Origin of the sequence: Moraxella caprae DSM 19149, assembly GCF_000426885.1 — a bacterium.
GTDB classification, from domain to species: Bacteria; Pseudomonadota; Gammaproteobacteria; order Pseudomonadales; family Moraxellaceae; genus Moraxella; species Moraxella caprae.
In genome coordinates this window covers 38538-64305 of sequence record NZ_AUGF01000004.1, presented here as the reverse complement: position 1 = coordinate 64305, position 25768 = coordinate 38538, and the positions used below count along the sequence as shown (strand labels likewise).

Here is a 25768-nt window from a genome sequence, read left to right as displayed (position 1 = left end):
GAGTGATTATCTCTATCTTTGAGCTTGATTATTGCTAGCTTAAACGTTTAGATGTATTGGGCGATAAAGGCATCATAAGCCCCTTTTGCCTTTAACAACTGCTCGCACACTTCACGCACCGCACCATGACCGCCTGATTTGGTAGTTACGATGTCCGCCACCGCTTGTGTTTCAGCACAGCCATTTGGCACAGACACGCCCACGCCCGCTTCACGCACGGCTTTTAGGTCAGGCAAATCATCACCCATGTACATACACTCGCCCACAGACAGTCCAAGCTCATCGGCAAGAGCGGATAAAGCGGTAAATTTGTCATCTCGCCCCTGCACCACATGGTCAATGCCCAGCTCATCGGCACGACGTGCCACCATGGGCGAGTTTCTACCTGTGATGATGGCAAGGATAATGCCCTGCTCTTTTAATGCCTTTAATCCCACACCATCTTGGACATAAAAGGCTTTGGTCTCTATCCCATTGGCATCGTAGATGATTTGCCCGTCTGACAAAATCCCATCCACGTCCATGGCAAAAAGTTTGACCGCTTGCAATCGTTTGGTTAAGTCGCTCATGCCTTTTCCTTTTGTTGTTTTACAAAATTTAGCTCACGCCTGCTTTTAGCAAGTCATGAATGCTAATCACGCCTGCAAGCCTACCGTTGTCCAGTACCAATAACTGACTAATGGCATGCTCATTCATCAGCGTTAGGGCATCAGACGCTCGCATCTCGCCCGTGGTATGCTTAGGATGCTTGGTCATGAGCGTATTCATGGGGGCCGATAGCGACACGTTATCCGCCAGTTTACGCCGTAAATCGCCATCGGTAAAAATACCCACCACACCATCCTGTTCATCAACCACCACCGCCAAGCCCAGTCTCCCCCCTGTCATCACAAGCAAGGCTTTATCAAGACTGGTATCGGCTCGCACCACAGGCAGGTTCTCGGTGTGCATGACATCCTTGACACGGGTCAACAGTTTACGCCCCAATGCCCCTGCTGGGTGCGACAAGGCAAAATCATTGCTGGTAAAACCCCGAGCATGCAACAGTGCCACCGCCAACGCATCGCCCAGTGCCAGTGTGGCGGTCGTGCTTGATGTCGGTGCCAGTCCGAGCGGACAGGCTTCTTCAAAATTACCAAGGGTCAAAGCGATATTGGCAGATTTGGGTAAAAACCCACGACGGTCACGGCTGATACTAATCAGGGGAATGCCCAACTGTTTAACGACAGGGATAAGCATTTTAATCTCATCGGACTGCCCTGAGTTAGAAATGGCAATCAGTACATCGCCCTGTACCAGCATGCCCAAATCGCCATGCCCCGCCTCCCCTGGGTGCATAAAAAATGCAGGCGTGCCCGTGCTTGCCAATGTCGCCGCTATCTTACGCCCGATATGTCCACTCTTGCCCATGCCTGTCACCACGACACGCCCCCGACACGCCAAAATCGCCTGACACGCCTGCACAAAACGCTCATCAAGCTCATCTTTAAGCAGTGCCAATGCTTCTTGTTCGGTGTTAATGGCGGTCAAGCCCACGCTGATAAAATCAGTATCAAGATCGGCTGTGTTCGGGGTTTGGTCGTTCATGAGTGACGGATGGTTTGTAAAATAAAATGGGTATGATACCATATTTGGCGATGTTTTATGGTACATTTTTATCAAACTGCGATAACTTTTATCATAAAAACTTTTACGATAAAAAAGCCCACATCATGTGAGCTTTTTATGGTTAGTTACCACAAGCGACATTATTCATCGTCACTGGCTTTGTCAAACCCTTGGCGGTCAAAGGTGCTGTTGTCAAAGGCTTTATTATCAAATCCCTTGCCATCAAAGCCACGTTCATTTTTCTCAAAGCCTTTACCATCAAAGCCACGCTCTTCAAAACCCGAACGCTCAAAGCCTTGATTAAAGCCCATGCCCCCTTGTGGATAGCCACCACGTTCAAAGCCTTGATTGCCACCGAAACCTTGGTTTGGCGGAGTGCGAGTAAAGCCACCCACAGGACGGGTTGTGCCTGCTCCACCGCCAAAGCCTTGACGGTCAAAGCCTGCATTAGGATAGCCCGTGCCTTGATAGTTACTGCCACTCATCACGCCCACCGATGACGGATAGCCCGTACCTGTGCTAGGGGTTGCACCATCTGTGCGTGGGTTGCGAGTGGGGACAACGGTAGAAATGGCATGCTTATAGACCATTTGGCTGACGGTATTTTTAAGCAATACAACATACTGGTCAAATGACTCAATCTGACCTTGTAGCTTGATACCATTCACCAAAAAAATAGACACGGGAATGCGGTCTTTACGCAGAGCGTTTAAGAAGGGGTCTTGTAGGCTTTGCCCTTTTGACATTGTTGTTCTCCAAAATTAACACAAGAAAAAAGCAACCAACGGTGCTTGGAAAAATACGTTAAAAATCACGCCAAAAGCTCATTTTGTGCATCTTTCATGCTTGCAAATGAAAAAATCCGTTGCTGTGACTGGGGGTCACTTGTTATGCTAGCCTTTGTTTTATTCATTTCATTGGCGTTTATAAATTGGGGTAAACTGGTCAGTTGTCTTTGCCATGTTGATTGGCGTTTTGCCAGTTGCCTTGTTGCATATAATGCCTTATTTTTCATGTCTTGGCAAGCCATATCATGCATATTTTGCCCTTTTGTTACAAAATTCTTGCCATTTTTGGCAGTCATTTTGTTGTTTTTTTGTAAATTTAGAGCAAATGCTTGCCAAATGGGGGAGATTTGCATAATCTCATGGTCGGTTATCGCCAAAAACTCCAATACCTGCCGATAGCCCACGCACCGCATGGACGGCATATTGGGCGTTAAATCGGGGTATTTTTGCAAAAGATGAATCACTTCATCAACCAGTCCCTGCTCCCACATGATGTCAAGGCGTTTGGCGATACGCTCATGTAACCACGCACGCTCAGGCTCAACCGATAGAGTCAGCCAATGCTGGCGTGGATTATGACAAGGGGCGACTTTGGGCGTATCTTGCCATGCGCTCATGGGTGTGCCTGTCTGTACATGAACTTCCACCGCCCTTGTGATACGCTGGGTGTCGGAGATTTTTAGACGCTCACAAATCTTGGGGTCATGCGTTTGCAGATAGGCGTACAGCTCGCCAATGCCTTTATCAGACAGCCACACCATGACCTTTTGGCGAATGGCAGGGTCGGTGTCAGGCACGGCGGATAAGCCATCAAGTAACGCCATATAATACATCATCGTACCGCCCACAAGTAACGGAATCTTGCCCAGTGCGTGAATGTCGCCAATGAGTCGCTCCACCTCCGCCACAAAAGTCGCCACATTATAAGTTTCGGTCGGCTTGATGATATTCACCAAATCATGCGGAAAACGGGCAAGCTCATCATCGGTCGGTTTTGCCGTGCCAATGTTCATGTCCTCATAAATCAGGGCACTATCCACCGAAATCAGCTCAAACCGCCCTGTCTCATACAGACGGCACGCCAAATCGGTCTTACCGCTAGCGGTTGGGGCGATAAGCGATAGGACGGTGTTGTCGGGTAGGGATTGATAATGTAAATTCATGACAAATCCAAATCCACCCCAACAATCTGAACCACCCGACTTTCATCAGCTTGTCTTGTGATGTTTATCGTTATATCAGGCTTTGGCAAAATGCTCTCGGCACGGCTTGCCCATTCGATGATGACCAGTGAATTTGGCTCATCAAAATATTCAAAAAACCCAATAAAATCCAGCTCTTCTGGGTCATTTAGGCGATATAGGTCGGCATGGTACACAGGCTTGCCGTTGATGTTATACGGCTCAACTAGGGTATAAGTTGGGCTTTTTACCGCCCCTGTATGCCCCAATGCACGCAAAAGATAACGGGTAAAGGTCGTTTTGCCCGCCCCCAAATCGCCCGATAGCCACAGACTGCCTGTGGGATTGGTTTTGGCAAGGGCGTTGGCAAGGCGCTGGGTGTCGGTTTCGTTTTTTAGGATTAAAGTTTTCATTCTTCACGTTCAATTTTAGAAACAGGAAAAGCCATTCTCAATGGTGTATTTTGCAATTCAAAAAATCCATAACTTTGATAAAATGATTTTGCCTGTTCATCTTTGGCATCAACAATCACAAAAGCCACACCAATCAACTCAGCTGTTCTTTTTACTCGCCGTAAGGCGTGTGCCAACAAATCAATACCGATTCCCATGCCTTGATAATTTTTATCAACCGCCAAACGCCCAATCAATATGCAAGGTATGGCAGTATGTGGTGATTGATTTTTTAATTCATCAGGACTGTCCGATTTTTGTATTTTATCCGCTGATAAAGTGTAAAATCCAATGACACGACCATTTTCATGACTAACATAAATAACCGCTTCCTGTCTTTTTATAATTTGACTGGCAAGTTGTTTAATAAAACGATTTAATATGTCATTACCACAGTCAAATAAAAACCTATCGTGATTTTTATTTAACGGTTCAAATACCAATGAATGCTTACGATTTATCAAGTTCATAACCCCGAGCAATTAACGCTTTCATTTTTTCATTTGGCTCTGGGGGATTATTTAAAAAATCCATCATATTATTCCACTCTTCATCAGTCAAATAAATACCTTTGTCTTTATCAACTATTTTTAAAGCGGTTTGATAGGCTTGCTCAGTAATAAAATCACTCAATGGCATACCAACAATTTGACTTGCTTTTTCAATAATCACTTGCTCACTAGGAGTAATGTCTAATACTATCATAGTTTATCCTTAAAATTCACTTGTCTTAACGGCTGTGGATTGACAAATTTCTCGCCACGTTTTAGCTTATCAAACAGCTCGCTATCGCCCCACTCGGCTTTGACTTGCTCGCTAAATTCAAACATATCCAGCGACAATTTACCCATGCGTTCGTTGTCTACGTCTTCTTTAAAACATTGGGCATACCCTGTGGCGGTCTCGTGAACGATGACCGAATAGACAGATACGTCCGTTTCACCATTTTGGGTTGTGGTATTGGCTAGCACTTTATCCGCCCAATAAAAAATCACACGACTAAACTGCTCGGCAGATGGCGACACAGGCAGACTTATCCAGCGAGCCGAAAAGTCCTTGCACGCACGGATATAATCGCCATCGTCCTTATCCCAAAAAGTAATTGCGTGGTCAAAGCTGTCAATCAAGTCCTTAATGTGCGACTTTAATAGCCCAAAATCATAGACCATTTGCCCGTTATCAAAGGCATGGGCTTCTAGGATAAGTTCCACCTGATAGCTATGCCCATGGATGGAGCGACTGCAACGGTCGGACGTGCAGTTGCGGACGATGTGGGCATTTTCAAATTTAAAGAGTTTACGGATACGCATTTTTGAATGTTATGTGGTTAATTTTTTGTATTATATCATGAAATTTTGTTTTTGGACGGATACGCATTTTTAGCCCAAATAAATAAAACCCCACATAATGTAGGGCTTTATTTGATGATGATTTATTTTTAACAGTTCATTCATTGACAAAAGCAATCTTAGTCAGCCCTGCCCCGCTTGCTGTTGCCAGCACTTGGGCGACTGTGTCATATTTGCCTTCTTTGTCGGCACGCAGATGAACTTGGGGGTCAGCCCCTTTTGCCACTTCTTCGCCAAAACGAGCATTAAGCTCATCTAGGCTCAAAGCCGTTTTATCCCAATAAATTTGACCGTCCGCATCAATGCTAATCTGTATCACTTCTGGCGGTACGTCATTGACTTGTGCCGATGTCTTTGGCAAATCAAGCGGTACGGTCGGGTTTAGCACCGTTGCTGTTACCAAAAAGATAATCATAAGCACCAGCATGATGTCAATTAGGGGGATAAGGTTAATCTCATTCATGCCCCCATTGTCGTTGTCGCCCAGTTCAAACGCCATGATAACCCCCTAGCGTGCCACACGGGCAAGCAGTGCGTGAGCGGTATCATTGGCGTGATGAATGGCACGCTTATTGATACGTGTGATGATGTTAAAAAACACCACCGCAGGAATCGCCACCACCAGACCCAGACCCGTCATAATCAAGGCTTCGCCCACCGGCCCTGCCACTTGGGCAAGTCCTGCCTGCCCGCTCTGACCGATAGAATGCAAGGCATGAAAAATCCCCCACACCGTGCCAAACAGCCCGATAAATGGAGCAATGGCAGCGGTCGTGCCGAGTACCGATAAACCCTTTTCAAGCTCAAAACGGTAGCGAGCGATGTTCTGTAACAGGCTCTGCTCAGTGATGATTTTGCGTTGATTAAAATCAAGCCCATCAAAATCTTTGCTAACGTTATCAATCTCGGCAGTGAGTTCATTGCCAATCACGCCTGCCATTTGGCGAGAACTCAGCAGGCGAGTGATACCCACAAACCATGAAACCAATGACAAAGCAATCAAGATAAAAAATAATGTTTTACTGACAGCGTCAGTATATTGCCAATAATGCGCAAAATCCATAATCATTCCTTATAAAGAATGGGTTAAGTGAATGTTGTATTTAAAATTGTACTGTCGTAGAGAATGTCGCTGTTCCCGACATCGGCTGACCGCTTGATGATTTAAAGGGGTGCAATCTGGCTCGGCGAAGGGCTTGGGAGATTTGTCTATCCAAGCCTTTATCGCCTGTATTCACGCCAGAGACACTGGTAATCTTACCATTAGCATCAATGGTGAGCGTGGCAACAAAATTTGCCGAACCGCTTAATTTTTCGGACGTCAATCCATTCCAGTTAGGTTTGCTTTTCCAACTGGCATTGGAGATGGATAAATTTTGACCTTTTAGCTCACCACCGCCAGCACCACCGCTTTTTGTCGTGTCTTTATTGCCAGTTTTATTGTCGGTTTTGGTGTCTTTACCATCACCGCCCCTGCCTTGACCTTGTTCGGCACGGGCTTTGGCATCGGCTTCGGCTTTGGCTTTCGCTCTTGCGTCCGCTTCGGCACGGGCTTTGGCATCAGCTTCTGCTTTTTGGCGTGCCAATTCTGCCTGTCTGTCTCGCTCGGCTTGTTGGCGTGCTAACTCGGCTTGTCTGTCTCGCTCGGCTTGGCGTTCACGTTCGGCTTGACGCTCTCTTTCTTGTTGCTCACGTTCACGCTGTTCTCGCTCTCTTTTCTGTTGCAGTTCAAAGGCTTTTTGAGCTCGCTCCTGAGCGATGATGTCCACCTGTGGTTCTGTGACCTTGGGTGGCTCTTTGGGTTCGAGTTTAACATGTTCTTGTTTAAGCTCAGGTTTTGGCGGTTTAGGTTTTGGTAACTCTTTTTGGGGTTCAAGTCTAGGCTCAGGCTTGGGAGCTTTTGGTGGTGGACCTGCCTTGGGTGGGGCAGGTGCCGACACAGACTGTGCAGGGATGGGCATTGGCTTAGGTTCGGGCTTGGGTGGTTCAGGCGACTCTTCGTTGTTAAGCTTAATCATCTGAATTTCAAGCGGTGGCGTGATTTTAGGTGGCTCAATATGAAGCATTTGCATGGTTGCCAAACCCACGCCTGCCACGCCATGCAAAATAATCGCCACAGCCGCCGCCAACACCTTGTATTTATTAGAATGCTCAAAGGTCATCATCACAAACCCACAAAAGAAAAACGCTGTTTTTGGATTTAAACAGCATTCATCATAACAAAAAGTTATACAAAACGGATAAAAAAGTAAGAAACGATAACAATTATCAATTGGTACATTATCTCAAATTTTGTGCAAAATTGCAAGGGGTTAAGAATGATTATTTTTAAAATTTTCACATTTAAGACTTCTTGTCTGTATTATTTACATCTTGCTTTGGGGATAACACCACCACTTTCGGCTGGCTTTTTGCCTTATAAGCGTCATAATCGGCATAGGGGTCGGTTTTCATGTCGTTTTCGTTTTGGTCAAGCACTTTGATTGAATAGTCTTGTAAGACAAACTTCACATACACCACCTGCACCCACACAATCGCCACCACCATAAGCGGTGTCGCCATGGCAATACCAAGCACGCCTGTGAGCGTTCCCATGATGATTTGCGAGAGCAGTAGAGCCACAGGGGGCAGGTCGATGAGTCGTTGTTGCACCATTGGGGCGACCACATAGCTTTCTAACTGCTGAACCACGACAATCATAACAAGTGTCCACAGTAGCAAATCAGGTGAGACAATCAGCACAAGGAGCAGAATCGGCACCGCCGACAGCCACGGACCAATCACAGGCACAAAATCCAGCACAAAGGCAATCACGCCCATTGCCAACGCAAACGGAATACCCATCAGCCACAAAGCTACCCCTGTCGCCACGCCCACAAACGCCATGACCACAAACTGCCCGATGAGCCATTGCTCTATCGCCCCATAACTGCGTTTTAGCAGGTATTCACCCTTGTCTCGATACGGCTTTGGCACAAGGGCAATGGCACTTTTGGTGTACACGCTTGGCGATAATGCCAAAAACAGCCCCACCACCAAAATCACAAAAAACGTCCCCACACCACTTAGCATGCCCCCAAAAAATGCAGGCAGACCACCGACAATGCTGTCTTGAAATTTGGCAAAGAACGCCTTGGGGTCTTGTTGGAATTCCACCGCCCACGCATTTTGGGTCAGCCATTCATAGACGACAGGATAGCCTTTGGCGTACTCTTTTATGGCATCAAAGGACTTGGGGGCAAGCTCTTTCATCTCTTGAAACTGAGCGACAAGCTCCGAGCCAAACATCGCCAAAAACCCTGCCGCCACCGACAGCACCGCCACCGTTACCGCACCGACTTGCACACCGTGGGGCAGTTTGGCAAAGTAGTTGCCCACTTTGGGAATTTGGCAGGTGAGCTGTGCCAAACTTAGCAAAAAAACCGCCACCAAAATGGACGCAAACACCATAAGCCACACTTGAATGAGATAATAAAAACTCATCAAAAATAGGACAAGGGCGACAAAAAAGACAATGGCGGATTTGTAAGATTTGGTCATGGCAGGCACTTAGATGAATGCTATCAATAAAAGTGCAAATGTAGCCCAAAATGGCGAATTTGGCAAGGGGTTTTTGTGAAATGGTGAATTTATTTTTATAATTAAAAGTTTTTAAATTTATAAAAATTATAAATAAAATTTTTCAAATATTATCCTTTAAAAAGTGCTAAAATAACCCTTTTAGCCAACCGCCAATTTAGGAAAAATTATGCCACAATACCGCTCAAAAACTTCCACACAAGGTCGCAACATGGCAGGGGCAAGAGCCTTATGGCGTGCCACAGGCATGACGGACGATGATTTTAATAAGCCAATCATTGCCATTGCCAATTCATTTACGCAGTTTGTGCCGGGACACGTTCATTTAAAAGACTTAGGACAGCTTGTCGCTCGTGAGATTGAAAAAGCAGGGGGCGTTGCCAAAGAGTTTAACACCATTGCCGTAGATGACGGCATTGCGATGGGGCATGGCGGCATGCTATATAGCTTGCCAAGCCGTGATTTGATTGCTGATAGCGTGGAATATATGGTAAACGCCCACTGTGCGGACGCTTTGGTGTGTATCTCCAACTGTGATAAAATCACCCCTGGTATGCTTATGGCTGCCTTACGTCTAAATATCCCTGTGGTGTTCGTCTCGGGCGGTCCTATGGAAGCTGGTAAAGTGCTGGCAAGCGAAGTGCATGACGGACACATGACCCATGAGACCATAACCAATGAGAGTGGTAAAAAGGTGCGTAAACTTGACCTAGTGGACGCCATGATTGACGCTGCCGATGACCTAATCAGCGATGAAGACGTGGCAAACGTGGAGCGTTCTGCTTGCCCAACTTGTGGCTCATGCTCTGGTATGTTTACCGCCAATTCCATGAACTGCTTAACCGAAGCACTAGGCTTGTCGCTACCTGCCAACGGTTCGCTACTTGCCACGCATGCCAAGCGAAAAGAGTTATTTTTGCAAGCAGGTCGGCTGATTGTAGAGCTTGCCAAACGTCATTATGAACAAGATGATTATAGTGTTTTGCCAAGAAGTATCGCCACCAAAGACGCATTTTTGAACGCCATGAGCCTTGATATTGCCATGGGTGGTAGCACCAACACCATTTTGCACCTTTTGGCGGCGGCAAGCGAGGCAGGCGTGGACTTTAAAATGGCGGACATTGACCGCCTGTCTCGTGCCGTGCCGTGCCTATCCAAAGTCGCCCCTGCCACGCAAAAATACCACATGGAAGACGTACACCGTGCAGGGGGCGTGATGGGGATTTTGGCGGAGCTTGATAGAGCAGGGCTAATCCGTACGGGCGTGCCAACCGTGCATAGCCCAACCCTAGCGGACGCCCTTGCCAAATGGGACGTGATGAACCCCGACAACCAAACCGCCCGAGAGCTGTACATCGCCGCCCCTGCGGGCGTGCGCACCACGCAAGCATTTAGCCAAAACAAAGTCTGGGGTAACCTTGATTTGAACCGTGAATCAGGCTGTATCCGCTCCAAAGAATTTGCATACAGTCAGGACGGTGGCTTGGCGGTGCTGTTTGGCAACATTGCCGAGCGTGGCTGTGTCGTCAAAACCGCAGGCGTGGATGAGAGCATTTTGACCTTTACAGGACGTGCCAGAGTTTTTGAAAGCCAAGATTCTGCAGTGGAGGCGATTTTGGCGGACAAAATCGTGGCAGGCGACATCGTCATTATCCGCTATGAAGGCCCCAAAGGCGGGCCGGGTATGCAAGAAATGCTCTATCCCACGTCTTATCTAAAATCAAAAGGCTTGGGTAAGGCGTGTGCTTTGCTCACAGACGGCAGATTTAGCGGTGGGACATCAGGTCTTTCTATCGGACACGCTAGTCCCGAGGCGGCAGAGGGCGGTGCAATCGGACTTGTAGAAGAGTTTGACATCATCAAAATTGACATTCCAAACCGCACCATTCATCTGGACGTTTCGGACAATGAGCTTGCCAAACGCCGTACTACCATGAATGAACGTGGCAAACAAGCGTGGAAACCTGTCAATCGTGAACGCTATGTCTCCCAAGCCCTACGAGCCTATGCCGCCATGGCGACAAGTGCCGATACAGGGGCGGTGAGGGACGTAAGTCAAGTAGAATAATTGGTGATAAAGTGGTAGAATAAGGGAGCGAGTAATCGTTCCTTTATTTTTTGGAGAAAAGAGATGCCAAGATTTGACAATGAACAAGAATTGCTTGAAAAATTGCGTGATGATGCTGGCAAAATGAAACTTTGGACAGAATACACGCCCAATGGACTTGAAAATACTCGTTATGAAATTATCAATGGTATGGTAATTTTAACGCTACATTATGGAAGAATTAATTCTAAAATTACAGGAAATTTAATTAATTTATACAGAAAATCATCTGACGACCATTTATTTTTACAATATTTTGATGTAAAAATTGACGATGATAATATTTATTTACCAAAAGCAATTCTTGAAAAAAGACAAACCGTTAATAGTGATAAGCCTTATTCCACAGAGCCAATCATTATTTTTGAAATTTTAACCCATAAAAACAAACACCTATTAAATGCCAAATTTGAACATTATCAAACCCTAGAAACTTTACAAGAATATGTGGTGGTAGATTTAAATAATCCGCAAATTTTTATTTATCGCAAAGATAATAATTGGCAAGCCGAATGTCTAAATATTGATGATGACTTATATTTAAAAAGCGTGGATTATTCGGTAAAAGTGGCGGATATTTATGATGATATTGAATTTTAATAACATTAAATATCGGTATTAAAAACGGTGCGTAATACACACCTTACTTTCTAAAACAATGAAAAAATTTATCCACGCCATTTTATCCTTAATAAAAACCATCGGCATCGTTTGCCTTTGGTGTTTATTAACCGCCCTTATTGCAATCAGCCTTAGTAAATTAGAAAAAGAACATTACACCCCCACCGATACGCCCAATGAAAGGTTTATGGTAATCGCCACAGATACCGATAATGGCTATTATCGCCAAACTTGGCAAGAATATCAAATCAACCCCAAACCGCCATTAACCACCCCTGATAAGAACTGTGTAGAAGATTGTTTAAAGATATTGGACAATGGGAATTATTTATATATTAATGACAGCCCTTTGATAATAACCAAATCTGAATATCAAATCAAAGACGGTAAGGTTATCCCCATATCTTTTAAAACCTATCATCTTGGGCATATATTTGTCGGTATGATTGGGGCGTTTTTTGTGATGGGATTTTTAAAATACTTGATTAGAATTTTTCAAATCAGAAAAGACAAACAGGCGATGATAAATTACCATAAAAAATTAGCCGAAAATTTACTCATCGCCTGTGCTGTCTTGGGCATATTTTGGGCGGTGATTTATTTGACGGTATAATTTTGGCACATGATTTAAGCTTTTAAAATAACCCATTTTACCGCCAAAAGTGTGTTATAATTCTTATTTTCATTTTAAAAATAGGATGATTATGATAGTCAGTATTGATTTGGGGACGACCAACAGTCTTATCAGTTATTTTAAAGACGGCAAAACCACACTTATCCCAAACGCACTTGGCAAGGTGCTAACGCCGTCTGTGGTGAGTGTGGACGATGACGGGCGGATTTTGGTTGGCGAGCCTGCCAAAGAACGCTTGATTAGCCACCCAACCGCCACCGCCAGCACCTTTAAACGCTTTATGGGAAGCCAAAAAACCTACACGCTTGCCACAGGTAAGCATAGCCAAAAGTTTAGCCCCGAAGAGCTGTCGGCTCTTATCCTAAAATCACTCAAACAAGACGCACAAACACATCTGGGGCATGACGTTACGGACGTGGTCATCACGGTGCCTGCCTACTTTAACGACCACCAACGAGAAGCCACCAAAACATCGGCAACACTTGCAGGGCTAAATGTCGTCCGTCTCATCAACGAGCCGACCGCCGCCGCTATGGCGTATGGCTTGCATGAGTATGATGACGATGATGAACGCAAATTTTTGGTGCTGGATTTGGGCGGAGGGACGTTTGACGTTACCTTGCTTGAACTTTTTGCAGGGGTCATGGAAGTCAAAGCGTCCGCAGGCGATAACCTGTTGGGCGGAGAAGACTTTACCGACATCATCATCAAAGATTTTATCACTCATCACGAAAAACAAGGCACGCCTGCCGACTTTTGGCAACGTCATTACGCCCTACTGTACAATGCTTGCGAGTCTGCCAAACGCACCTTATCCACCCAAGATAGCACCGAGATTCGCCTAACGCTTGATGAAAAAGAGTACAGTTACACACTAAATGACGATAAGTTTGAAACACTCTGCCAGCCCCTATTTGCCAAAATCACCGCCCCCATAGAACGCACGGTGCGAGATGCAGGGCTAAAAGTGCGAGATTTGGATGCAATTGTACTGGTTGGCGGTTCTACTCGTATGCCCATGTTTAAAAAGATGATAGTCCGTTTGCTTGGGCGTTTTCCCACCGCAAGCCTAAATCCTGATGAAGCCATTGGCATTGGGGCGAGCATTCAGGCAGGTCTTATCGCCGAAGATTCTGCCTTAGATGAGCTGGTACTGACAGACGTATCGCCCTATTCGCTTGGGGTGCAAACCACTATGCAGATAAGCGAAACCGAGAGACGAGACGGCATTTTTGCCCCCATCATTGAGCGAAATACGGTCATTCCTACCAGTCGTGTGCAAAATTTTAGTCCTGTTTATAATGACCAAACCGAAGTGCGATTTGGCATTTATCAAGGCGAAGCTCGGCTGGTCAAGGATAATATCAAACTGGGCGAAATCACCGTCAAAGTCCCCCACGCCTACAAAGGCAAAGCCACCGAGCTATCCATAGACGTGCGTTTTTCTTATGACGTGAACGGGCTTTTGGAAGTAGACATAGACGCAGGGGGCAATCAGCACAATCTTGTGATAGAAAATGGGGCAAAACGCCTAACCGACACCGAGCTAAAAGCGTCCAAAGACAAACTTTCCGCCCTAAAAATCCACCCACGAGACACGCTAGAAAGTCGCACGCTCATCGCACGAGCCGAACGCTTGTATTCTCAACGACTAGGGCATGACAGGGACGAAGTGGGGCGACTCATCGCATGGTTTGAGAGCGTGCTTGACAGCCAAGACACCGACAAAATCCGCCACGCCCAAGTCAAATTCGGCGAGTTTTTGGATAACATAGAAAGCAGGGAAGACTGGCGATGACGGCATGGCAAATACTGGGCATAGAGCCGACCGATGACGAATCCGCCATTAAAAAGGCTTATGCCAAACAGCTCAAACACAACAAGCCCGACAAAAATCCAGACGGCTTTAAGGCGTTGCGTGAAGCCTATGAAACCGCCCTTGCCACACGCTATTATTATGACGATGATTATCAAGATGATGATGACCCAGATAGCAATGTGAGCGATGACAATGTGGGTAATGAGTGTGCGGACGATAACAAATCTAATCATCTTGATAACAATCATCATGATATAAAGGATACAGCCGAGCCTAGCCAACACGGGCTTATCATCACAAGTTATACCAGTGCGTTTGATGAGTCGCTACTGGATAAATCGCCATTGGCAAATGATGACGAACATTTGCACGATACGCCTTATGATGAGACAGCCGATGACAGCCATAACAGCGATGATAATTGGTGGAACGTGGGCGACAGTCCGCATTTTGGCTCGTTGTGGTATGACATTGACAATGATGATGACGTGGCGGACAAAGACCAAGTCCTACTTGACGTGCTCCACACCCAAACCGACAGCTTGTACACATTCGCCCTTGATGAGCGTATGGATTATGAACAGGCATTGTTGGACTTTTTTACATGGTCAAATGCCGAATATCCCAAAAGCTATCGCCATGCGTTTGAGGCGTTTTCTTGGCATGAAATCATACAATCATGGCAAATAGAGCGTTATCCGTGGTCTCGGTTGATTGATTTACAAGAACGGTATCAGTACCAAGCACCACCCTTTTCGGCTTATGGTAAATTTCATGAATTTTTAATGGATAATTACCCTGTCTTATATAATTATTATTCGCCAAAACCCAGAAACCGGGCGGTATTTTTATGGCATTTTATCAAAAAATCTTTTTATCCTGAATATCTGCTTGCATTAAACCATGATTTACAAAAGGTCAATGAATTATTAACCCGACACGCCAATCAAGAACAAGAAAACTCAAATGGCAATAACCTGTATCATAATATCCTAAATCATGATAAAGAATATGGCTTATTAAATCAATTTGTTAATAAAGGCGTATTTAGACCCATTTATCTGGCATTTGCTTTTGGCGGGGTGTTTTTAATAGGTTTAATATTCTCTTTAATCATTGCTGGCGATTTGTCATGGTTAAATCGCCATGTTTTGCCGATTGCTTTATTTGTATTTGCCATGATGATTTTTTGGCAATTACGTTGGTATTTATTTGCCAATCCCAGTGAGTTTTCTTATCAAGATTATGCCTATCAGCCCAATGCTCATCTTTTAAGAAGTTTATATATTTCATTGCCGTTAATTTTTGGCACTCTGCTATTTTCATTTTATCGGATTTGGAAAGAACATGAAGTTGTCATAGACGGCGTAACGAATATTGTTGAGTTGTATGACAAACCAAGCTATTTTTTGACTCATTTGGCAGGATTTGGGCTGTGGTGGTCGCTCATGCGAACCAATCGCTATGGCAATCCTTTTGTCATACAGGCGTATTGGTTGGCGGTATTTGTGTTTTTGATATTGGCAATATTTTATCCGAGCGTGGTTTTATTAACTCAGGATTTGGAAGTTAAAAAATTCATCATGGCATATACGCCTTTATTGTGGGTTATTATTTGTTTGCCGATTGGTATTCATCTATTTGCCCATAATGACAAAATGCACTGGCTACACCCTATGGCTAATTTAAGTTTAAGAATATTGATTGGTATTTTCATGCTATTTATGTTTTTTGCAATGATTTATGCTTTATGCTTATTATTGTCATTGCCGTTACTTAGCGTGATTGTCGCTTTTGGGATATTTTTATTGTTTAAATCATTTACTTATGAGACAGAAGAAGAGTGATAGATAGTTACAGTAAGGTGCGTATTACACACCCATAAGATTTTCTTTTAAAGGTGTGTGGTACTCACCCTACCATATTTGGACATGTTTTGGACGGTGATTTATCTATTCGCCTAAAACTTATTTTTTAATTCACGCAGTGCCGAAAATACCGATAATTTATCGTCATGATTTAAGGGATAAATTTGCTTGATATTATTTATCATCGCCCCATTGTCGGTTTGCAAAAAGACGTTAATTAGCCGTTCTTGTTGTAAAGAAGTTGGCAAAGACGGAATATTGTTTTTTAACTCATTTTCCACGGTATTTTTATAACTCAAAATTTCTTTTTTGGTCATCTCATCACATACCGACAAGCCAAAGTTAAGATTGGAGAGCGTATATTCATGCGTGGGATAAAATAAAGCCTCCTCAGGCAAACCCCCAAACCGCTCCATGCTATCAAACAGCTCCCCAATCGTCCCTGTAAACACCCGTCCACAACCGCCACTAAATAGCGTATCGCCACAAAATAAATGGGTCTTGTCGTCCATATCACACAGATAGGACAAATGCGTGTCAGTATGTCCTGCCGTTTTCCATACTTTAAACGTCAAGCCGAGCAGGTCAAATTCACTACCTTCATCGCACGCCACATCAGGGGCTATGCCAATGGCATTAAGGTGCGACTTATGGGCGTAAATCTTGGCGTTGGGATAAGCGGATTTGGCATTTGCCACACCGCCAATATGGTCATCGTGATGATGCGTGATTAAAATGGCAGATAGGGTAAGATTGTGCTCATGTAAATAATCAAGCACAGGCTTATCATCGCCAATATCCACAGCAATGGCGTTATTATCCTTCACGATAAGCCAAACGTAGTTGTCATTTAAAATTGGTATAGGGATAATGTGCATGAGTTTTTCCAAAATATAAAAAACCGACTGGTCGGTTATAAAAATAAGGGCAAACCAAATCCGCCCTTATGTTAACCTAATAAACCTGATATTTGCCATAGGTTTTGTAGGGGCGTGTTGCACACGCCCTTTGATAGAGCTAGGCGTGCTCAGCACGCCCCTACGTCCATATATCATGAATTTGTGATTTGGGGTTGGTCTATGCATTGGTACAAATCAAGCGTGCGTTTTTTCAAATTCTTTCATAAAGTCCGCCAACGCTTGCACCTGCTCATAGGTTACGGCATTATAAATGCTCGCTCGCATACCGCCAACCACACGATGACCTTTTAGGTTTAACAGCCCTGCATTTTTGGATTTTTCCAAAAAGACCTTATCAAGCTCGCTGTCGGCAAGCGTAAACGGCACGTTCATGATAGAGCGGTGGCGTGGATTGACGGCATTATCATAAAAGCTAGAATTATCAATGACTTGATATAGTAGTTCAGCTTTGGCTCGGTTGGTTTTGGCAATGCCTTCCACTCCGCCATTTGCCAATAACCATTCAAATACCAATCCCGACAAATACCACGCAAACGTGGACGGGGTGTTGAGCATGCTGTCGCTATCTGCTTGATTTTTATAATTTAAAATACTAGGACACCACGCACTTGCCCGCTCCATTAGGTCTTTACGGACGATGACAAGGGTCAAGCCAGCAGGCCCGATGTTCTTTTGAGCCCCTGCGTAAATCAGCCCAAAATCGCTAACGTTAATCGGCTCGGATAAGATGCAAGACGACATATCCGCCACAATGGGGGCGTTTACTTTCGGCGTATCAAAAATCTGCACGCCGTGAATGGTCTCGTTGGGGCAATAATGAAAATAAGACGCACCGTCTGTCAGCTCCCAAGTGTCGGGCGTGGGTACGTCTTTACCACCCCCTTGTGCGACTAGGTTAATACTGCCTAAGCCCAGTGTTTCATAGCGTTTGGCTTCTTTATAAGCCTTTTGGGACCATGTGCCAGTATTTAGATAATCCGCCGTACCGCCATTTAACAAATTAAAGGGAATGGCGGAAAATTGCAATGACGCACCGCCTTGCAAAAACAGCACGGCATAATCATCCGAGATGCCCATGAGCGTGCGTAAATCCTGCTCGGCTTTGGTGGCAATCTCAATATAATCGGCACTGCGGTGACTAATCTCCATGACGGAGGTGCCCTTGCCACGCCAGTCTAACAGCTCAGCTTGGGCTTTTTGTAGGACTTCGGTGGGCATGGTGGCAGGGCCAGCACAAAAATTGGCAAGACGGTTCATAGCTGTCCTTTAAAGGTGGGGAATGATAGGGTGTATTGAACTTTGGTAAATACTCAAAATGCCCTAGCATTGTAGCAGATTTTTGACAAAATTTTAACAGTCATCGGCATATTTAACCACAACTTAACCCACCACCGTTTGCCAAAACTGCTTTTTTAGGGCAGGACTCGTCATCATTTGGCGGATACTCGGCAGGGTTTGGGTGGTCTGGGCAATGACACCTGCGGGCGTATCTGTCAAGAACGCCACTTGCACAGCTTGATGATGACCAGATGACACACAAAGCCCAATGACAAAGCCGTCAAAGGTATATTGGGCAGGATTTAGCCCTATATCCGAGCGAAAATCATTTTTAACCAATGGATAACCAATCTCACGATAAAAGGCGGTAATGGGCTGATGATTGGCTTGATTGCTTAGGGCATTTTTGAGCGACTGCCACAGCGACTGCTCATCACGGCTCATCAGTAGCATATCCACAATCAGCACCCACTGCCCGAACCGCACGCCTTGTAGAGCAAAGCGAATGTCAAGATGGGCAGGCGGAGCAAAGGGTTGGACTTGGACAAGGTTGGTTATGGGGTTTGGTTGGGCTGGGGATTGGATTAGGGGTTGGGCTTGCTCGCCTGTTGTATTGCCCCCCAACTCTCTTTGTGATTCGGGCGTGGCTGGTGTTAATTCGACAGATGACGGATTATCAGCTGATAAACTCGCAGGACTGAGCAACGCTCTGACATCCACAGCAGATGAGATTTGCGATTTGTCCGATGTTGGCGTGGTATTTGGTGTGGTAATTGGTATCGTGTTTGGCTTATCATGTTGCTTGGTAAGCAACTCATTGGGCAACAAATGGGTCAAGCGTGGATTGGGTTGCAGGCGGTCATACGCAGGCGGTAGGGTTATAATCCCTGCCCTACTTTGCCCTGCTGTCGGGTGTTTTTTTGCCCACAAAGGTATGCCCGCCAATGCTAGGATATGGCGACTTTGGGCAATCTTTGGCGGACAGTCGGACAGGGTATTCATGTTATGCGTTTTGCCAAGGCAATTTTATCAGTTAATTTAAAGTTAGGATAAATCAATACAAAACAAATTCATCATCAGGACACCAATATTGATGTAAGGTTAATAATATTTCATAATCACGCTCACACAATATCCCATCGCCCAATAAAGCAGTATGTAGTGTATCAATATATCGCTTAGCCGTCAATGTATTTTTCTGCTGATATTTTAACAGCCATAACGCCATATCTATCGCACTAAATGCACTCATGACTTGCATTAATTTTGTCATGTCTGTCTCATCAATCACAATCTCATGATTGATAAGCCGAATCAGCCGTTGTATGCTTGCACGGCATTTTATGTCATCGCCATCATCATAATGAGCCATAACCATATATATCATTACTGTTATCATTACCCAATCATTCATATTCATGTCATATTTATGATACATGAATGTCAGCTTTTGCAATAATATCTTGTCAGCAATATACATATCATCGGCAAATATCACCAATAAACGATATAAATGCACGCCCTGCCATAATAGACTCAAATCATCGTGATGATTGTCTTGATGATGTAACCCATTGATAAAATCCAACAGATGATGAACGTCATTTTTTAATAAAGCCCGTTTATCATCATGTTCCAAATCCTTGATAATACGCTGATAAATCAGCATTAATAAACCATTATCAATGCGTCTATCCATCTCTGCCACAGTTTTTAGTAAAGACTTATCTATTTTTATGGTATCACTATTATCTGATTTTATATAAAAAATATTTGCCAAATTAAGCGAGTCGGATAAATAAAACCCATCATTATCATGGCAAAAGACAATCGCATAAAACAGCGAAAATAATTTACTCATGGGGCGATGTAGGTCATCATTACGTAAATAACGAGCGATGATAAGGGGCAATGTCATGCTTTTGACATGAATCATATTAACATGATGAATATTTTTTAATTCATAATCGGCTCTGGCTTGTTTGGGGTACATCATCTCACCTTGGGCTTGCCATGATTTATCCACAACCAGCCTGCCATTAACCACTTTATCTTGTGATATTTCAATGTCATTTTTATAAATGGCGATATCAATCACTTTTTGATTATTACCAGAATTCACAAATAAATGAGCATCTTTATCTTTACCTATATCTTTATTATCACATAATACAAACTCCACGGTTTTATAATCACTCACGCCTGATTTTTCATGCCAATCAACGAGCATCATCTTATCATGGGTTTGTTGTAATACATCCACATCCAAGTCATCAATCACCATCTTGGCAAAGTCATCATAATAATGCTCATTCAACGCCAGTATTCGCTCATGATTGCTCGGGTGCGTGCTACCCGTATGCCCCATTCGCTCCCGCCAGTTGATAGACGTCTGGGTATCTTGGGGATTTAGAAAGAAAAAATAACTCAAATGCGTGGTATAGCGTTTTTGGGCATGTGCCAAATACGGCGTTCGCTGCAGGGTTTGTAATAATTTTGCCACGCCATCGCTACGGGTTAATTGCACCGATGTTGCATCCGCCAAAAACTCACGCTGACGATTAAAATGCTGTTTTATCCATTCGCTACTTGCCATGCCTAAAAAGCCCAATAAGCGAATCACCAAAGAAATAAACTCTATGGACAATCGCCCCGTACCCATCACAATCACATATTCTTGGCGTTCACCTTTATCATCTTGGTATTGATAGCGTTTGGCTTTGGGTTTTTGTCGCCATTTGGACAGCCATTCTAAGCCATCGGCAACATCATAAAGCCAAGACAGACCTGACATTAAGACATACATTTGCACATTTAATTTGGCATCGCCATGTAAAATATGCCCATATTCATGTCCAATAAGCCCATAAAGACTTTCATTATCTAATTCCAACGCTCCTTTACTGACAACGAGCATCATATTTGCTTGATTGACCCCTGCCACAAAGGCATTCACCCCTGTCTCATCCATGACGTATAATTTGGGTAAAGTGATATTTGAGGCAATGGCTAACTGCTCGGCAAATTCATAATACCGCCGATATTTTGGTTCAAAGTCTTTGATGTCTTTGGCATAAATCACCTGCTGTCTTTTTCTCTTTTTATTATTATCTTCATCATTAAAATGATTAATAGGCAAATCCACGCCTGAGATATTAATAAATAAGCGTGTGACATCAATGTCTTTTAGTAAAAAGTCATTATCATGGCTAATTTTATTATAATGATATAATACACTCATGATAAAATAACTGGGCACAAGAATCAGCACCCAAAACCATGCAAAACCACCCAAATCACCAAAAATAACATACCATATTATCATAAAAAATAATAAGGCAAGCAATACATGAATCATCATCGCCATGACAAATAACGCATATAACACCATGCTGTTTCTTTTGTAATGGCGTTGTAATTCAAAAAAGTTTTGATAAATTCGCTGTGGCATACATCACCAATACATCAAAGACTGACCGTTGGTGCAACATCAATGGCGGATTTATCAGCAAATTCTAATTGTGCTATTGGCATAAACCCAAACCAATTTGCCACTAAATTATTAGGAAAACTCTCACGTTGGTTATTATAAAACATCACGCTGTCATTATAAAACTGACGGGCAAATCCAATGCGATTTTCAGTATTTTTAATCTCATCAGAGAGCTCTTTTAGGGCAGAATCGGCTTTTAATTCAGGGTAATTTTCTACCACGGCATAAAAACTGCCCAACGCCCGAGACAGGTTGCTCTCAGCATTTGCCAGTTTGGTAAGCCCATCCGTGCCTGACAGCCCTGCACCTTTAAGGGTATCCAATCCACTTTTGGCGATGTTTCTGGCTTCGGTCACTTGGGTTAGCACCTGCTCTTCGTGGGTCATGTAGCGTTTGGCGACATTGACGAGATTGGGTATTAGGTCGTGGCGACGTTTGAGCTGAACATCAATCTGTGCCAATCCATTTGCCACTTGGTTTCTTAGACGAACCAGTGCGTTATACACCGCTATCAAAAAGCCGATGATAACTGCCAATATGATGAGCGTTACGATGATGGCCATAATTTTTCCTTATTTTTACGAAATTTTGCCCTAACACAAAATTTTACTGTTAAAAATCATCAAGATGAATTAAAATAGTATGTTTTGATAAAAATATCAGTCGCTGATACATCAAGTAACTTACACGACCATCTTATAATTTATCATGAAATCCGCCAACTATCAGCAATTTTTTGATAAATTTTATCAAAAGTTCATCCAACCGCACCACGATTTGCCATGAGAGAAGAACAGTACCGATTTTCACGCCAAAGCCATCATTTCGTTGGGCGAGATTTAGAGCCGAGCGTGTGGCAACGCATTCACATCGACCCGTGGCTGACCCTGATTTTGTTCAGTATCTGCTTTGTGGGCTTGACGGTGCTATACAGTGCGTCCACGCAAAACACCGCCATGGTCATCCGACAAATGGTGAGCTATGGCATTGCCTTTGTGGTCATGGCAGTCATGGCACAGATTCCCCCGACTTTTTATCGCACGCTAAGCCCCATTTTTTATGTATTGGGGCTGATTTTGTTGGTACTGGTTGAGATTATTGGCGAAGTTCGCATGGGGGCAAGGCGTTGGATTGACATCCCTGGCTTTGGTAGCGTTCAGCCGTCTGAATTCATGAAACTTGGCATGCCGATGATGTGTGCGTGGTATCTATCCAGAAAGGAGCTACCACCAAGCATTCCCACGGTCTTTACCACGCTTACCATCATCGCTGTGCCTGTGATACTCATCGCCAAAGAACCTGATTTGGGAACGTCTATTTTGGTGGCAGGCAGTGGTATGTTTGTGCTGTTTTTATCGGGGTTGCCTTGGTGGATGATTGGTGGGGCGATTGCGGTGTTCATTCCTTTTGTGTGGGGCTTGTGGAATTTTTACATGCACGACTACCAAAAAACCCGTGTCATGACCCTAGTTGACCCCGAAGCGGACGCCTTGGGGGCAGGTTGGAACATCATCCAATCAAAAACCGCCATCGGTTCGGGTGGCTTGACAGGCAAAGGCTATCTTGAAGGCACGCAGTCACATTTACACTTTTTGCCCGAAGGTCATACCGACTTTGCCATCGCAGCATTTAGCGAAGAGTTTGGTTTGGCAGGCGTGGGTCTGTTGCTGTTCTTTTATCTGTGCTTGCTGGCTCGCTCTTTTTATATTGCCGTTGTTAATCCTGACACTTATTGTCGTCTGCTCGCTGGGGCATTGACCATGTCATTTTTTGTCTATATTTTTGTAAATATGGGCATGGTCAGTGGCATACTGCCCGTGGTTGGTGTGCCTTTGCCATTTATCAGTTATGGTGGTACGGCGGTGATTACCCTAATGGCAGGCTTTGGACTGCTAACCTGCGTGCATACTCATACCAAGCAGTAGGACACAATACCTTCTGTCGCTGTTTTAAAACCGCATGTCATAAAATGATGTACGGTTTTGTTATAAATCATGTTAAGATAAGAACATGACAGATTTATGACAAAAAATCATAAATAATGGTTGGGGAAACCCTTTATTTGTTAAATTTTTAAAAACAATAGGGCGTGCCTGCCTTTGGTATTTGGTATTTGCAATGAAAATGCCTGTTAAAAAAGCAGGGGAATCACCCGTTTTTCAAGGAAAAAACTTGAGGCTGTGAGTTTTCTATCAGACAAGTTTTTATTATGAAAAACAATCCGACCACTTAACTGGGTAAATCTAAGAATTTACTTAACTTTTTAAATTAGGTGGTTGGATAGCCATTTTTCATGCAAAAATAGATAAAAGCGTTAAATTTTCATCTTATTTTATAAAAATGTTATCAATGGCAGGCACGCCCTAACATCGTTGTGATTATTTGGCATAAAACTTGCAACAATTAATTTTATGTCATGGGACGGATTTCATTTTAACCTTTGCAAATTTGTAAAGTGACTTATAGAACAATCTTGCAAAATAAAAAGAACCCCCCATCTTATTAAGCTAACTAACGATTGGCTTGCTTAAATTGACTTAACACCAATCATTAACCCACCAGAATGCCATCATTGCTTTTGTAAGTATGAATAAAAAAATGTCAGGCATTCCTTTATAGGTTCTCACATGAAATATCTAAAAACTGGTGCGATTGCACTTGCAACAACCCTAGGAACAGTCGCTCCTGTTCAAGCGGTCAATGCGGCAAACACAAGTGCCAATATTGATAAAGTATTGGGCGAGCTTAGCCGTCAGCACAACAACGCATCAAGCCTTGTCAAATCGACTCGTGGCAACACTTCATTGGCGTTATCAAGCTCTTTAATCAAGGACGCTAAGAGTGACTCTCAAAAAGACTCGGACATGCTAGGACAGCTCTCTGCTGTTGCTTCTAATACCGTCAGCAAATTTAAACAATCAGGCATGGCATCATGGTACGGTCGTCAGTTCCATGGCAAACCTACCGCCAGTGGCGAAACCTTTGACATGAATGCCATGACCGCCGCTCACAGCTCCTTACCGATGAACTGCTACATCAAAGTCACCAATAAGGACAACGGCAAATCTGTCGTCGTTAAAGTCAATGACCGCCCTGCCCAAGCCAACCGTATCTTGGATTTGTCTTATGGTGCTGCCAAAGCCATTGGGCTAACCCAAAAAGGCGTGGGCAATGTCAGCATTGAGCGTATTGATTAGGGCGTGTTGAAACTTTATAACACATTTTAATATTTAGAAATTTCATAGAAATAAAATGGTGTTTTTGCATGAAAAATGGCTAAATTTTGCTTGTCATTGCAAACACCAAAGACAGATACGCCCTACACCAAAAGAACCAAGTTCCGTTAAGCACAGAAACTTAGCCCAACTAGATCCAACCAAAGTCTAATAATAAACCAACCCCCATCTTAACTCAGCAATTAATGCTAGATTGCTGGATAAGAATTGGGGGTTAGTTTATTTTTTAAACATTTTAACGATGTTAAAATTATTTTTTGCCTTTTTTAGCGGATTTTTCGGTAGGGTTTACCGCGTCTTTTAGACCTTTACCTGCTTTAAATCCAGGCACTTTGCTGGCAGCGATTTGTAGTGGCTCACCAGTCTTAGGGTTGCGACCTGTACGGGCAGCACGCTCTTTAACGCTAAAAGTACCAAAGCCGACCAATACCACGTCATCACCACGCTCCAAGGCACCTTGTACGCTAGAAGTAAAAGCATTAATGGCTTTGGTGGCTTGCTCTTTGGTAAGACCTGCTTCGCTGGCAACAGCATCTACTAATTCTGATTTATTCATGATTTGTCCTCATGGTGTTGATGATAAGAATGTGAAATGAATTTACATTTGCCAAGTCTTGCAATAGCAATAAAGTCAGCAAAAGCAAATCTAAGCCTACAACACATGCTGCATGCTTGGGCTTATTTTGAGTGCATTGTATAAGGGTATTGCCCATTTTACAAGGGGTATGGCAAAATATTTTTATCTTTTTTACAAAAATACCCCATCAAAGGCGTGATATTTACGATAAAAGCTTACTTTTATCCTTTTTTACCAAAAAATCACGCATTGGTTACA

The 25768-nt window shown here is 43.8% G+C and carries 25 protein-coding genes; 7 read left to right on the top strand and 18 right to left on the bottom strand.

From position 1 onward, the window contains the following. Positions 1 to 47: 47 nt before the first annotated feature. The 12 genes from K941_RS0101175 to K941_RS14305 form a co-directional block, all read right to left on the bottom strand. Entirely contained in the window at positions 48 to 569 is a 522-nt protein-coding gene (locus K941_RS0101175) for a KdsC family phosphatase (protein WP_029102159.1), read from the bottom strand. A 28-nt stretch (positions 570 to 597) separates the two neighbouring features. Next, complete coding sequence (locus K941_RS0101170; protein ID WP_051225776.1) at positions 598 to 1587, bottom strand: KpsF/GutQ family sugar-phosphate isomerase; 990 nt, start codon at positions 1585 to 1587, stop codon at positions 598 to 600. A 161-nt stretch (positions 1588 to 1748) separates the two neighbouring features. Next, positions 1749 to 2354, bottom strand: coding sequence for an RNA chaperone Hfq (gene hfq, locus K941_RS0101165; protein ID WP_029102157.1), 606 nt, complete (start codon positions 2352 to 2354; stop codon positions 1749 to 1751). Positions 2355 to 2419: 65 nt separating this feature from the next. Continuing rightward, positions 2420 to 3559: a tRNA (adenosine(37)-N6)-dimethylallyltransferase MiaA gene (gene miaA, locus K941_RS0101160; protein ID WP_029102156.1), complete on the bottom strand. Its 1140-nt coding sequence runs from the start codon at positions 3557 to 3559 to the stop codon at positions 2420 to 2422. Next, entirely contained in the window at positions 3556 to 3990 is a 435-nt protein-coding gene (gene tsaE / locus K941_RS0101155) for a tRNA (adenosine(37)-N6)-threonylcarbamoyltransferase complex ATPase subunit type 1 TsaE (RefSeq protein WP_029102155.1), read from the bottom strand. Before tsaE ends, miaA begins: the two co-directional genes overlap by 4 nt. Further along, positions 3987 to 4499 carry a GNAT family N-acetyltransferase gene (locus K941_RS0101150; protein WP_051225775.1) on the bottom strand — a complete coding sequence of 171 codons (513 nt, stop codon included), beginning with the start codon at positions 4497 to 4499 and terminating at the stop codon, positions 3987 to 3989. Before K941_RS0101150 ends, tsaE begins: the two co-directional genes overlap by 4 nt. Continuing rightward, positions 4480 to 4734 carry a type II toxin-antitoxin system TacA family antitoxin gene (locus tag K941_RS0101145; RefSeq protein ID WP_029102153.1) on the bottom strand — a complete coding sequence of 85 codons (255 nt, stop codon included), beginning with the start codon at positions 4732 to 4734 and terminating at the stop codon, positions 4480 to 4482. Before K941_RS0101145 ends, K941_RS0101150 begins: the two co-directional genes overlap by 20 nt. Continuing rightward, the gene (locus tag K941_RS0101140) at positions 4731 to 5339 is read right to left on the bottom strand and encodes a 6-pyruvoyl trahydropterin synthase family protein (RefSeq protein ID WP_029102152.1); all 609 of its coding nucleotides are present in this window, start codon (positions 5337 to 5339) and stop codon (positions 4731 to 4733) included. Before K941_RS0101140 ends, K941_RS0101145 begins: the two co-directional genes overlap by 4 nt. 136 nt (positions 5340 to 5475) lie before the next feature. Continuing rightward, positions 5476 to 5877, bottom strand: coding sequence for an ExbD/TolR family protein (locus tag K941_RS0101135; protein WP_029102151.1), 402 nt, complete (start codon positions 5875 to 5877; stop codon positions 5476 to 5478). A gap of 9 nt (positions 5878 to 5886) precedes the next feature. Next, positions 5887 to 6441, bottom strand: a complete 555-nt coding sequence (locus K941_RS0101130; RefSeq protein WP_029102150.1) for a MotA/TolQ/ExbB proton channel family protein — start codon at positions 6439 to 6441, stop codon at positions 5887 to 5889. A gap of 40 nt (positions 6442 to 6481) precedes the next feature. Continuing rightward, on the bottom strand, positions 6482 to 7543 hold the full coding sequence (tolA, locus tag K941_RS0101125) for a cell envelope integrity protein TolA (RefSeq protein WP_036387158.1): 1062 nt from the start codon (positions 7541 to 7543) through the stop codon (positions 6482 to 6484). Between the two features lie 178 nt (positions 7544 to 7721). Further along, positions 7722 to 8918, bottom strand: a complete 1197-nt coding sequence (locus K941_RS14305; protein ID WP_084137635.1) for an AI-2E family transporter — start codon at positions 8916 to 8918, stop codon at positions 7722 to 7724. A 208-nt stretch (positions 8919 to 9126) separates the two neighbouring features. On the opposite strand from K941_RS14305, the gene ilvD reads away from it, so the two are divergent. The 5 genes from ilvD (at position 9127) to K941_RS0101095 (ending at position 15985) form a co-directional block, all read left to right on the top strand. Continuing rightward, positions 9127 to 11025, top strand: coding sequence for a dihydroxy-acid dehydratase (ilvD, locus tag K941_RS0101115; RefSeq protein ID WP_029102148.1), 1899 nt, complete (start codon positions 9127 to 9129; stop codon positions 11023 to 11025). A 63-nt stretch (positions 11026 to 11088) separates the two neighbouring features. Next, the gene (locus K941_RS16275; protein WP_051225774.1) at positions 11089 to 11664 is read left to right on the top strand and encodes a Uma2 family endonuclease; all 576 of its coding nucleotides are present in this window, start codon (positions 11089 to 11091) and stop codon (positions 11662 to 11664) included. 58 nt (positions 11665 to 11722) lie between these two features. Continuing rightward, positions 11723 to 12298 (top strand): hypothetical protein, encoded by a 576-nt coding sequence (locus K941_RS0101105; RefSeq protein WP_029102147.1) that lies wholly within the window; start codon positions 11723 to 11725, stop codon positions 12296 to 12298. Between the two features lie 91 nt (positions 12299 to 12389). Further along, positions 12390 to 14117 (top strand): Hsp70 family protein, encoded by a 1728-nt coding sequence (locus K941_RS0101100; RefSeq protein ID WP_084137634.1) that lies wholly within the window; start codon positions 12390 to 12392, stop codon positions 14115 to 14117. Continuing rightward, positions 14114 to 15985 (top strand): J domain-containing protein, encoded by a 1872-nt coding sequence (locus tag K941_RS0101095; protein ID WP_029102145.1) that lies wholly within the window; start codon positions 14114 to 14116, stop codon positions 15983 to 15985. The genes K941_RS0101100 and K941_RS0101095 overlap by 4 nt, the downstream gene beginning before the upstream one ends. Before the next feature lie 113 nt (positions 15986 to 16098). Here the strand turns inward: K941_RS0101095 and gloB are convergent, their stop codons facing one another. The 5 genes from gloB to K941_RS0101070 form a co-directional block, all read right to left on the bottom strand. Continuing rightward, the gene (gene gloB / locus K941_RS0101090) at positions 16099 to 16884 is read right to left on the bottom strand and encodes a hydroxyacylglutathione hydrolase (protein ID WP_029102144.1); all 786 of its coding nucleotides are present in this window, start codon (positions 16882 to 16884) and stop codon (positions 16099 to 16101) included. Between the two features lie 216 nt (positions 16885 to 17100). Next, positions 17101 to 18183, bottom strand: coding sequence for a 3-phosphoserine/phosphohydroxythreonine transaminase (gene serC / locus K941_RS0101085; protein WP_029102143.1), 1083 nt, complete (start codon positions 18181 to 18183; stop codon positions 17101 to 17103). Between the two features lie 123 nt (positions 18184 to 18306). Further along, entirely contained in the window at positions 18307 to 19206 is a 900-nt protein-coding gene (locus tag K941_RS0101080; RefSeq protein WP_029102142.1) for a hypothetical protein, read from the bottom strand. Positions 19207 to 19258: 52 nt separating this feature from the next. Then, positions 19259 to 21655 carry a M48 family metalloprotease gene (locus K941_RS0101075; protein ID WP_029102141.1) on the bottom strand — a complete coding sequence of 799 codons (2397 nt, stop codon included), beginning with the start codon at positions 21653 to 21655 and terminating at the stop codon, positions 19259 to 19261. Between the two features lie 14 nt (positions 21656 to 21669). Further along, a complete protein-coding gene (locus K941_RS0101070; protein WP_029102140.1) occupies positions 21670 to 22260 on the bottom strand; it encodes a LemA family protein in 591 nt (196 codons plus the stop codon). Positions 22261 to 22479: 219 nt separating this feature from the next. Here K941_RS0101070 and rodA point away from each other — a divergent pair, with 219 nt between their 5' ends. Continuing rightward, positions 22480 to 23622 carry a rod shape-determining protein RodA gene (gene rodA / locus K941_RS0101065; RefSeq protein ID WP_029102139.1) on the top strand — a complete coding sequence of 381 codons (1143 nt, stop codon included), beginning with the start codon at positions 22480 to 22482 and terminating at the stop codon, positions 23620 to 23622. 702 nt (positions 23623 to 24324) lie between these two features. Continuing rightward, complete coding sequence (locus K941_RS0101060) at positions 24325 to 24894, top strand: septal ring lytic transglycosylase RlpA family protein (RefSeq protein ID WP_029102138.1); 570 nt, start codon at positions 24325 to 24327, stop codon at positions 24892 to 24894. A gap of 289 nt (positions 24895 to 25183) precedes the next feature. Here the strand turns inward: K941_RS0101060 and K941_RS0101055 are convergent, their stop codons facing one another. Further along, entirely contained in the window at positions 25184 to 25489 is a 306-nt protein-coding gene (locus K941_RS0101055) for an HU family DNA-binding protein (RefSeq protein ID WP_029102137.1), read from the bottom strand. Positions 25490 to 25768 lie beyond the last annotated feature (279 nt).

Bases quoted from the DNA above. Each gene is read 5' to 3' on its own strand.
- K941_RS0101175 (WP_029102159.1), bottom strand. From the start codon at position 569: ATGAGCGACTTAACCAAACGATTGCAAGCGGTCAAACTTTTTGCCATG.
- K941_RS0101170 (WP_051225776.1), bottom strand. From the start codon at position 1,587: ATGAACGACCAAACCCCGAACACAGCCGATCTTGATACTGATTTTATC.
- hfq (WP_029102157.1), bottom strand. From the start codon at position 2,354: ATGTCAAAAGGGCAAAGCCTACAAGACCCCTTCTTAAACGCTCTGCGT.
- miaA (WP_029102156.1), bottom strand. From the start codon at position 3,559: ATGAATTTACATTATCAATCCCTACCCGACAACACCGTCCTATCGCTT.
- tsaE (WP_029102155.1), bottom strand. From the start codon at position 3,990: ATGAAAACTTTAATCCTAAAAAACGAAACCGACACCCAGCGCCTTGCC.
- K941_RS0101150 (WP_051225775.1), bottom strand. From the start codon at position 4,499: ATGAACTTGATAAATCGTAAGCATTCATTGGTATTTGAACCGTTAAAT.
- K941_RS0101145 (WP_029102153.1), bottom strand. From the start codon at position 4,734: ATGATAGTATTAGACATTACTCCTAGTGAGCAAGTGATTATTGAAAAA.
- K941_RS0101140 (WP_029102152.1), bottom strand. From the start codon at position 5,339: ATGCGTATCCGTAAACTCTTTAAATTTGAAAATGCCCACATCGTCCGC.
- K941_RS0101135 (WP_029102151.1), bottom strand. From the start codon at position 5,877: ATGGCGTTTGAACTGGGCGACAACGACAATGGGGGCATGAATGAGATT.
- K941_RS0101130 (WP_029102150.1), bottom strand. From the start codon at position 6,441: ATGGATTTTGCGCATTATTGGCAATATACTGACGCTGTCAGTAAAACA.
- tolA (WP_036387158.1), bottom strand. From the start codon at position 7,543: ATGATGACCTTTGAGCATTCTAATAAATACAAGGTGTTGGCGGCGGCT.
- K941_RS14305 (WP_084137635.1), bottom strand. From the start codon at position 8,918: ATGACCAAATCTTACAAATCCGCCATTGTCTTTTTTGTCGCCCTTGTC.
- ilvD (WP_029102148.1), top strand. From the start codon at position 9,127: ATGCCACAATACCGCTCAAAAACTTCCACACAAGGTCGCAACATGGCA.
- K941_RS16275 (WP_051225774.1), top strand. From the start codon at position 11,089: ATGCCAAGATTTGACAATGAACAAGAATTGCTTGAAAAATTGCGTGAT.
- K941_RS0101105 (WP_029102147.1), top strand. From the start codon at position 11,723: ATGAAAAAATTTATCCACGCCATTTTATCCTTAATAAAAACCATCGGC.
- K941_RS0101100 (WP_084137634.1), top strand. From the start codon at position 12,390: ATGATAGTCAGTATTGATTTGGGGACGACCAACAGTCTTATCAGTTAT.
- K941_RS0101095 (WP_029102145.1), top strand. From the start codon at position 14,114: ATGACGGCATGGCAAATACTGGGCATAGAGCCGACCGATGACGAATCC.
- gloB (WP_029102144.1), bottom strand. From the start codon at position 16,884: ATGCACATTATCCCTATACCAATTTTAAATGACAACTACGTTTGGCTT.
- serC (WP_029102143.1), bottom strand. From the start codon at position 18,183: ATGAACCGTCTTGCCAATTTTTGTGCTGGCCCTGCCACCATGCCCACC.
- K941_RS0101080 (WP_029102142.1), bottom strand. From the start codon at position 19,206: ATGAATACCCTGTCCGACTGTCCGCCAAAGATTGCCCAAAGTCGCCAT.
- K941_RS0101075 (WP_029102141.1), bottom strand. From the start codon at position 21,655: ATGCCACAGCGAATTTATCAAAACTTTTTTGAATTACAACGCCATTAC.
- K941_RS0101070 (WP_029102140.1), bottom strand. From the start codon at position 22,260: ATGGCCATCATCGTAACGCTCATCATATTGGCAGTTATCATCGGCTTT.
- rodA (WP_029102139.1), top strand. From the start codon at position 22,480: ATGAGAGAAGAACAGTACCGATTTTCACGCCAAAGCCATCATTTCGTT.
- K941_RS0101060 (WP_029102138.1), top strand. From the start codon at position 24,325: ATGAAATATCTAAAAACTGGTGCGATTGCACTTGCAACAACCCTAGGA.
- K941_RS0101055 (WP_029102137.1), bottom strand. From the start codon at position 25,489: ATGAATAAATCAGAATTAGTAGATGCTGTTGCCAGCGAAGCAGGTCTT.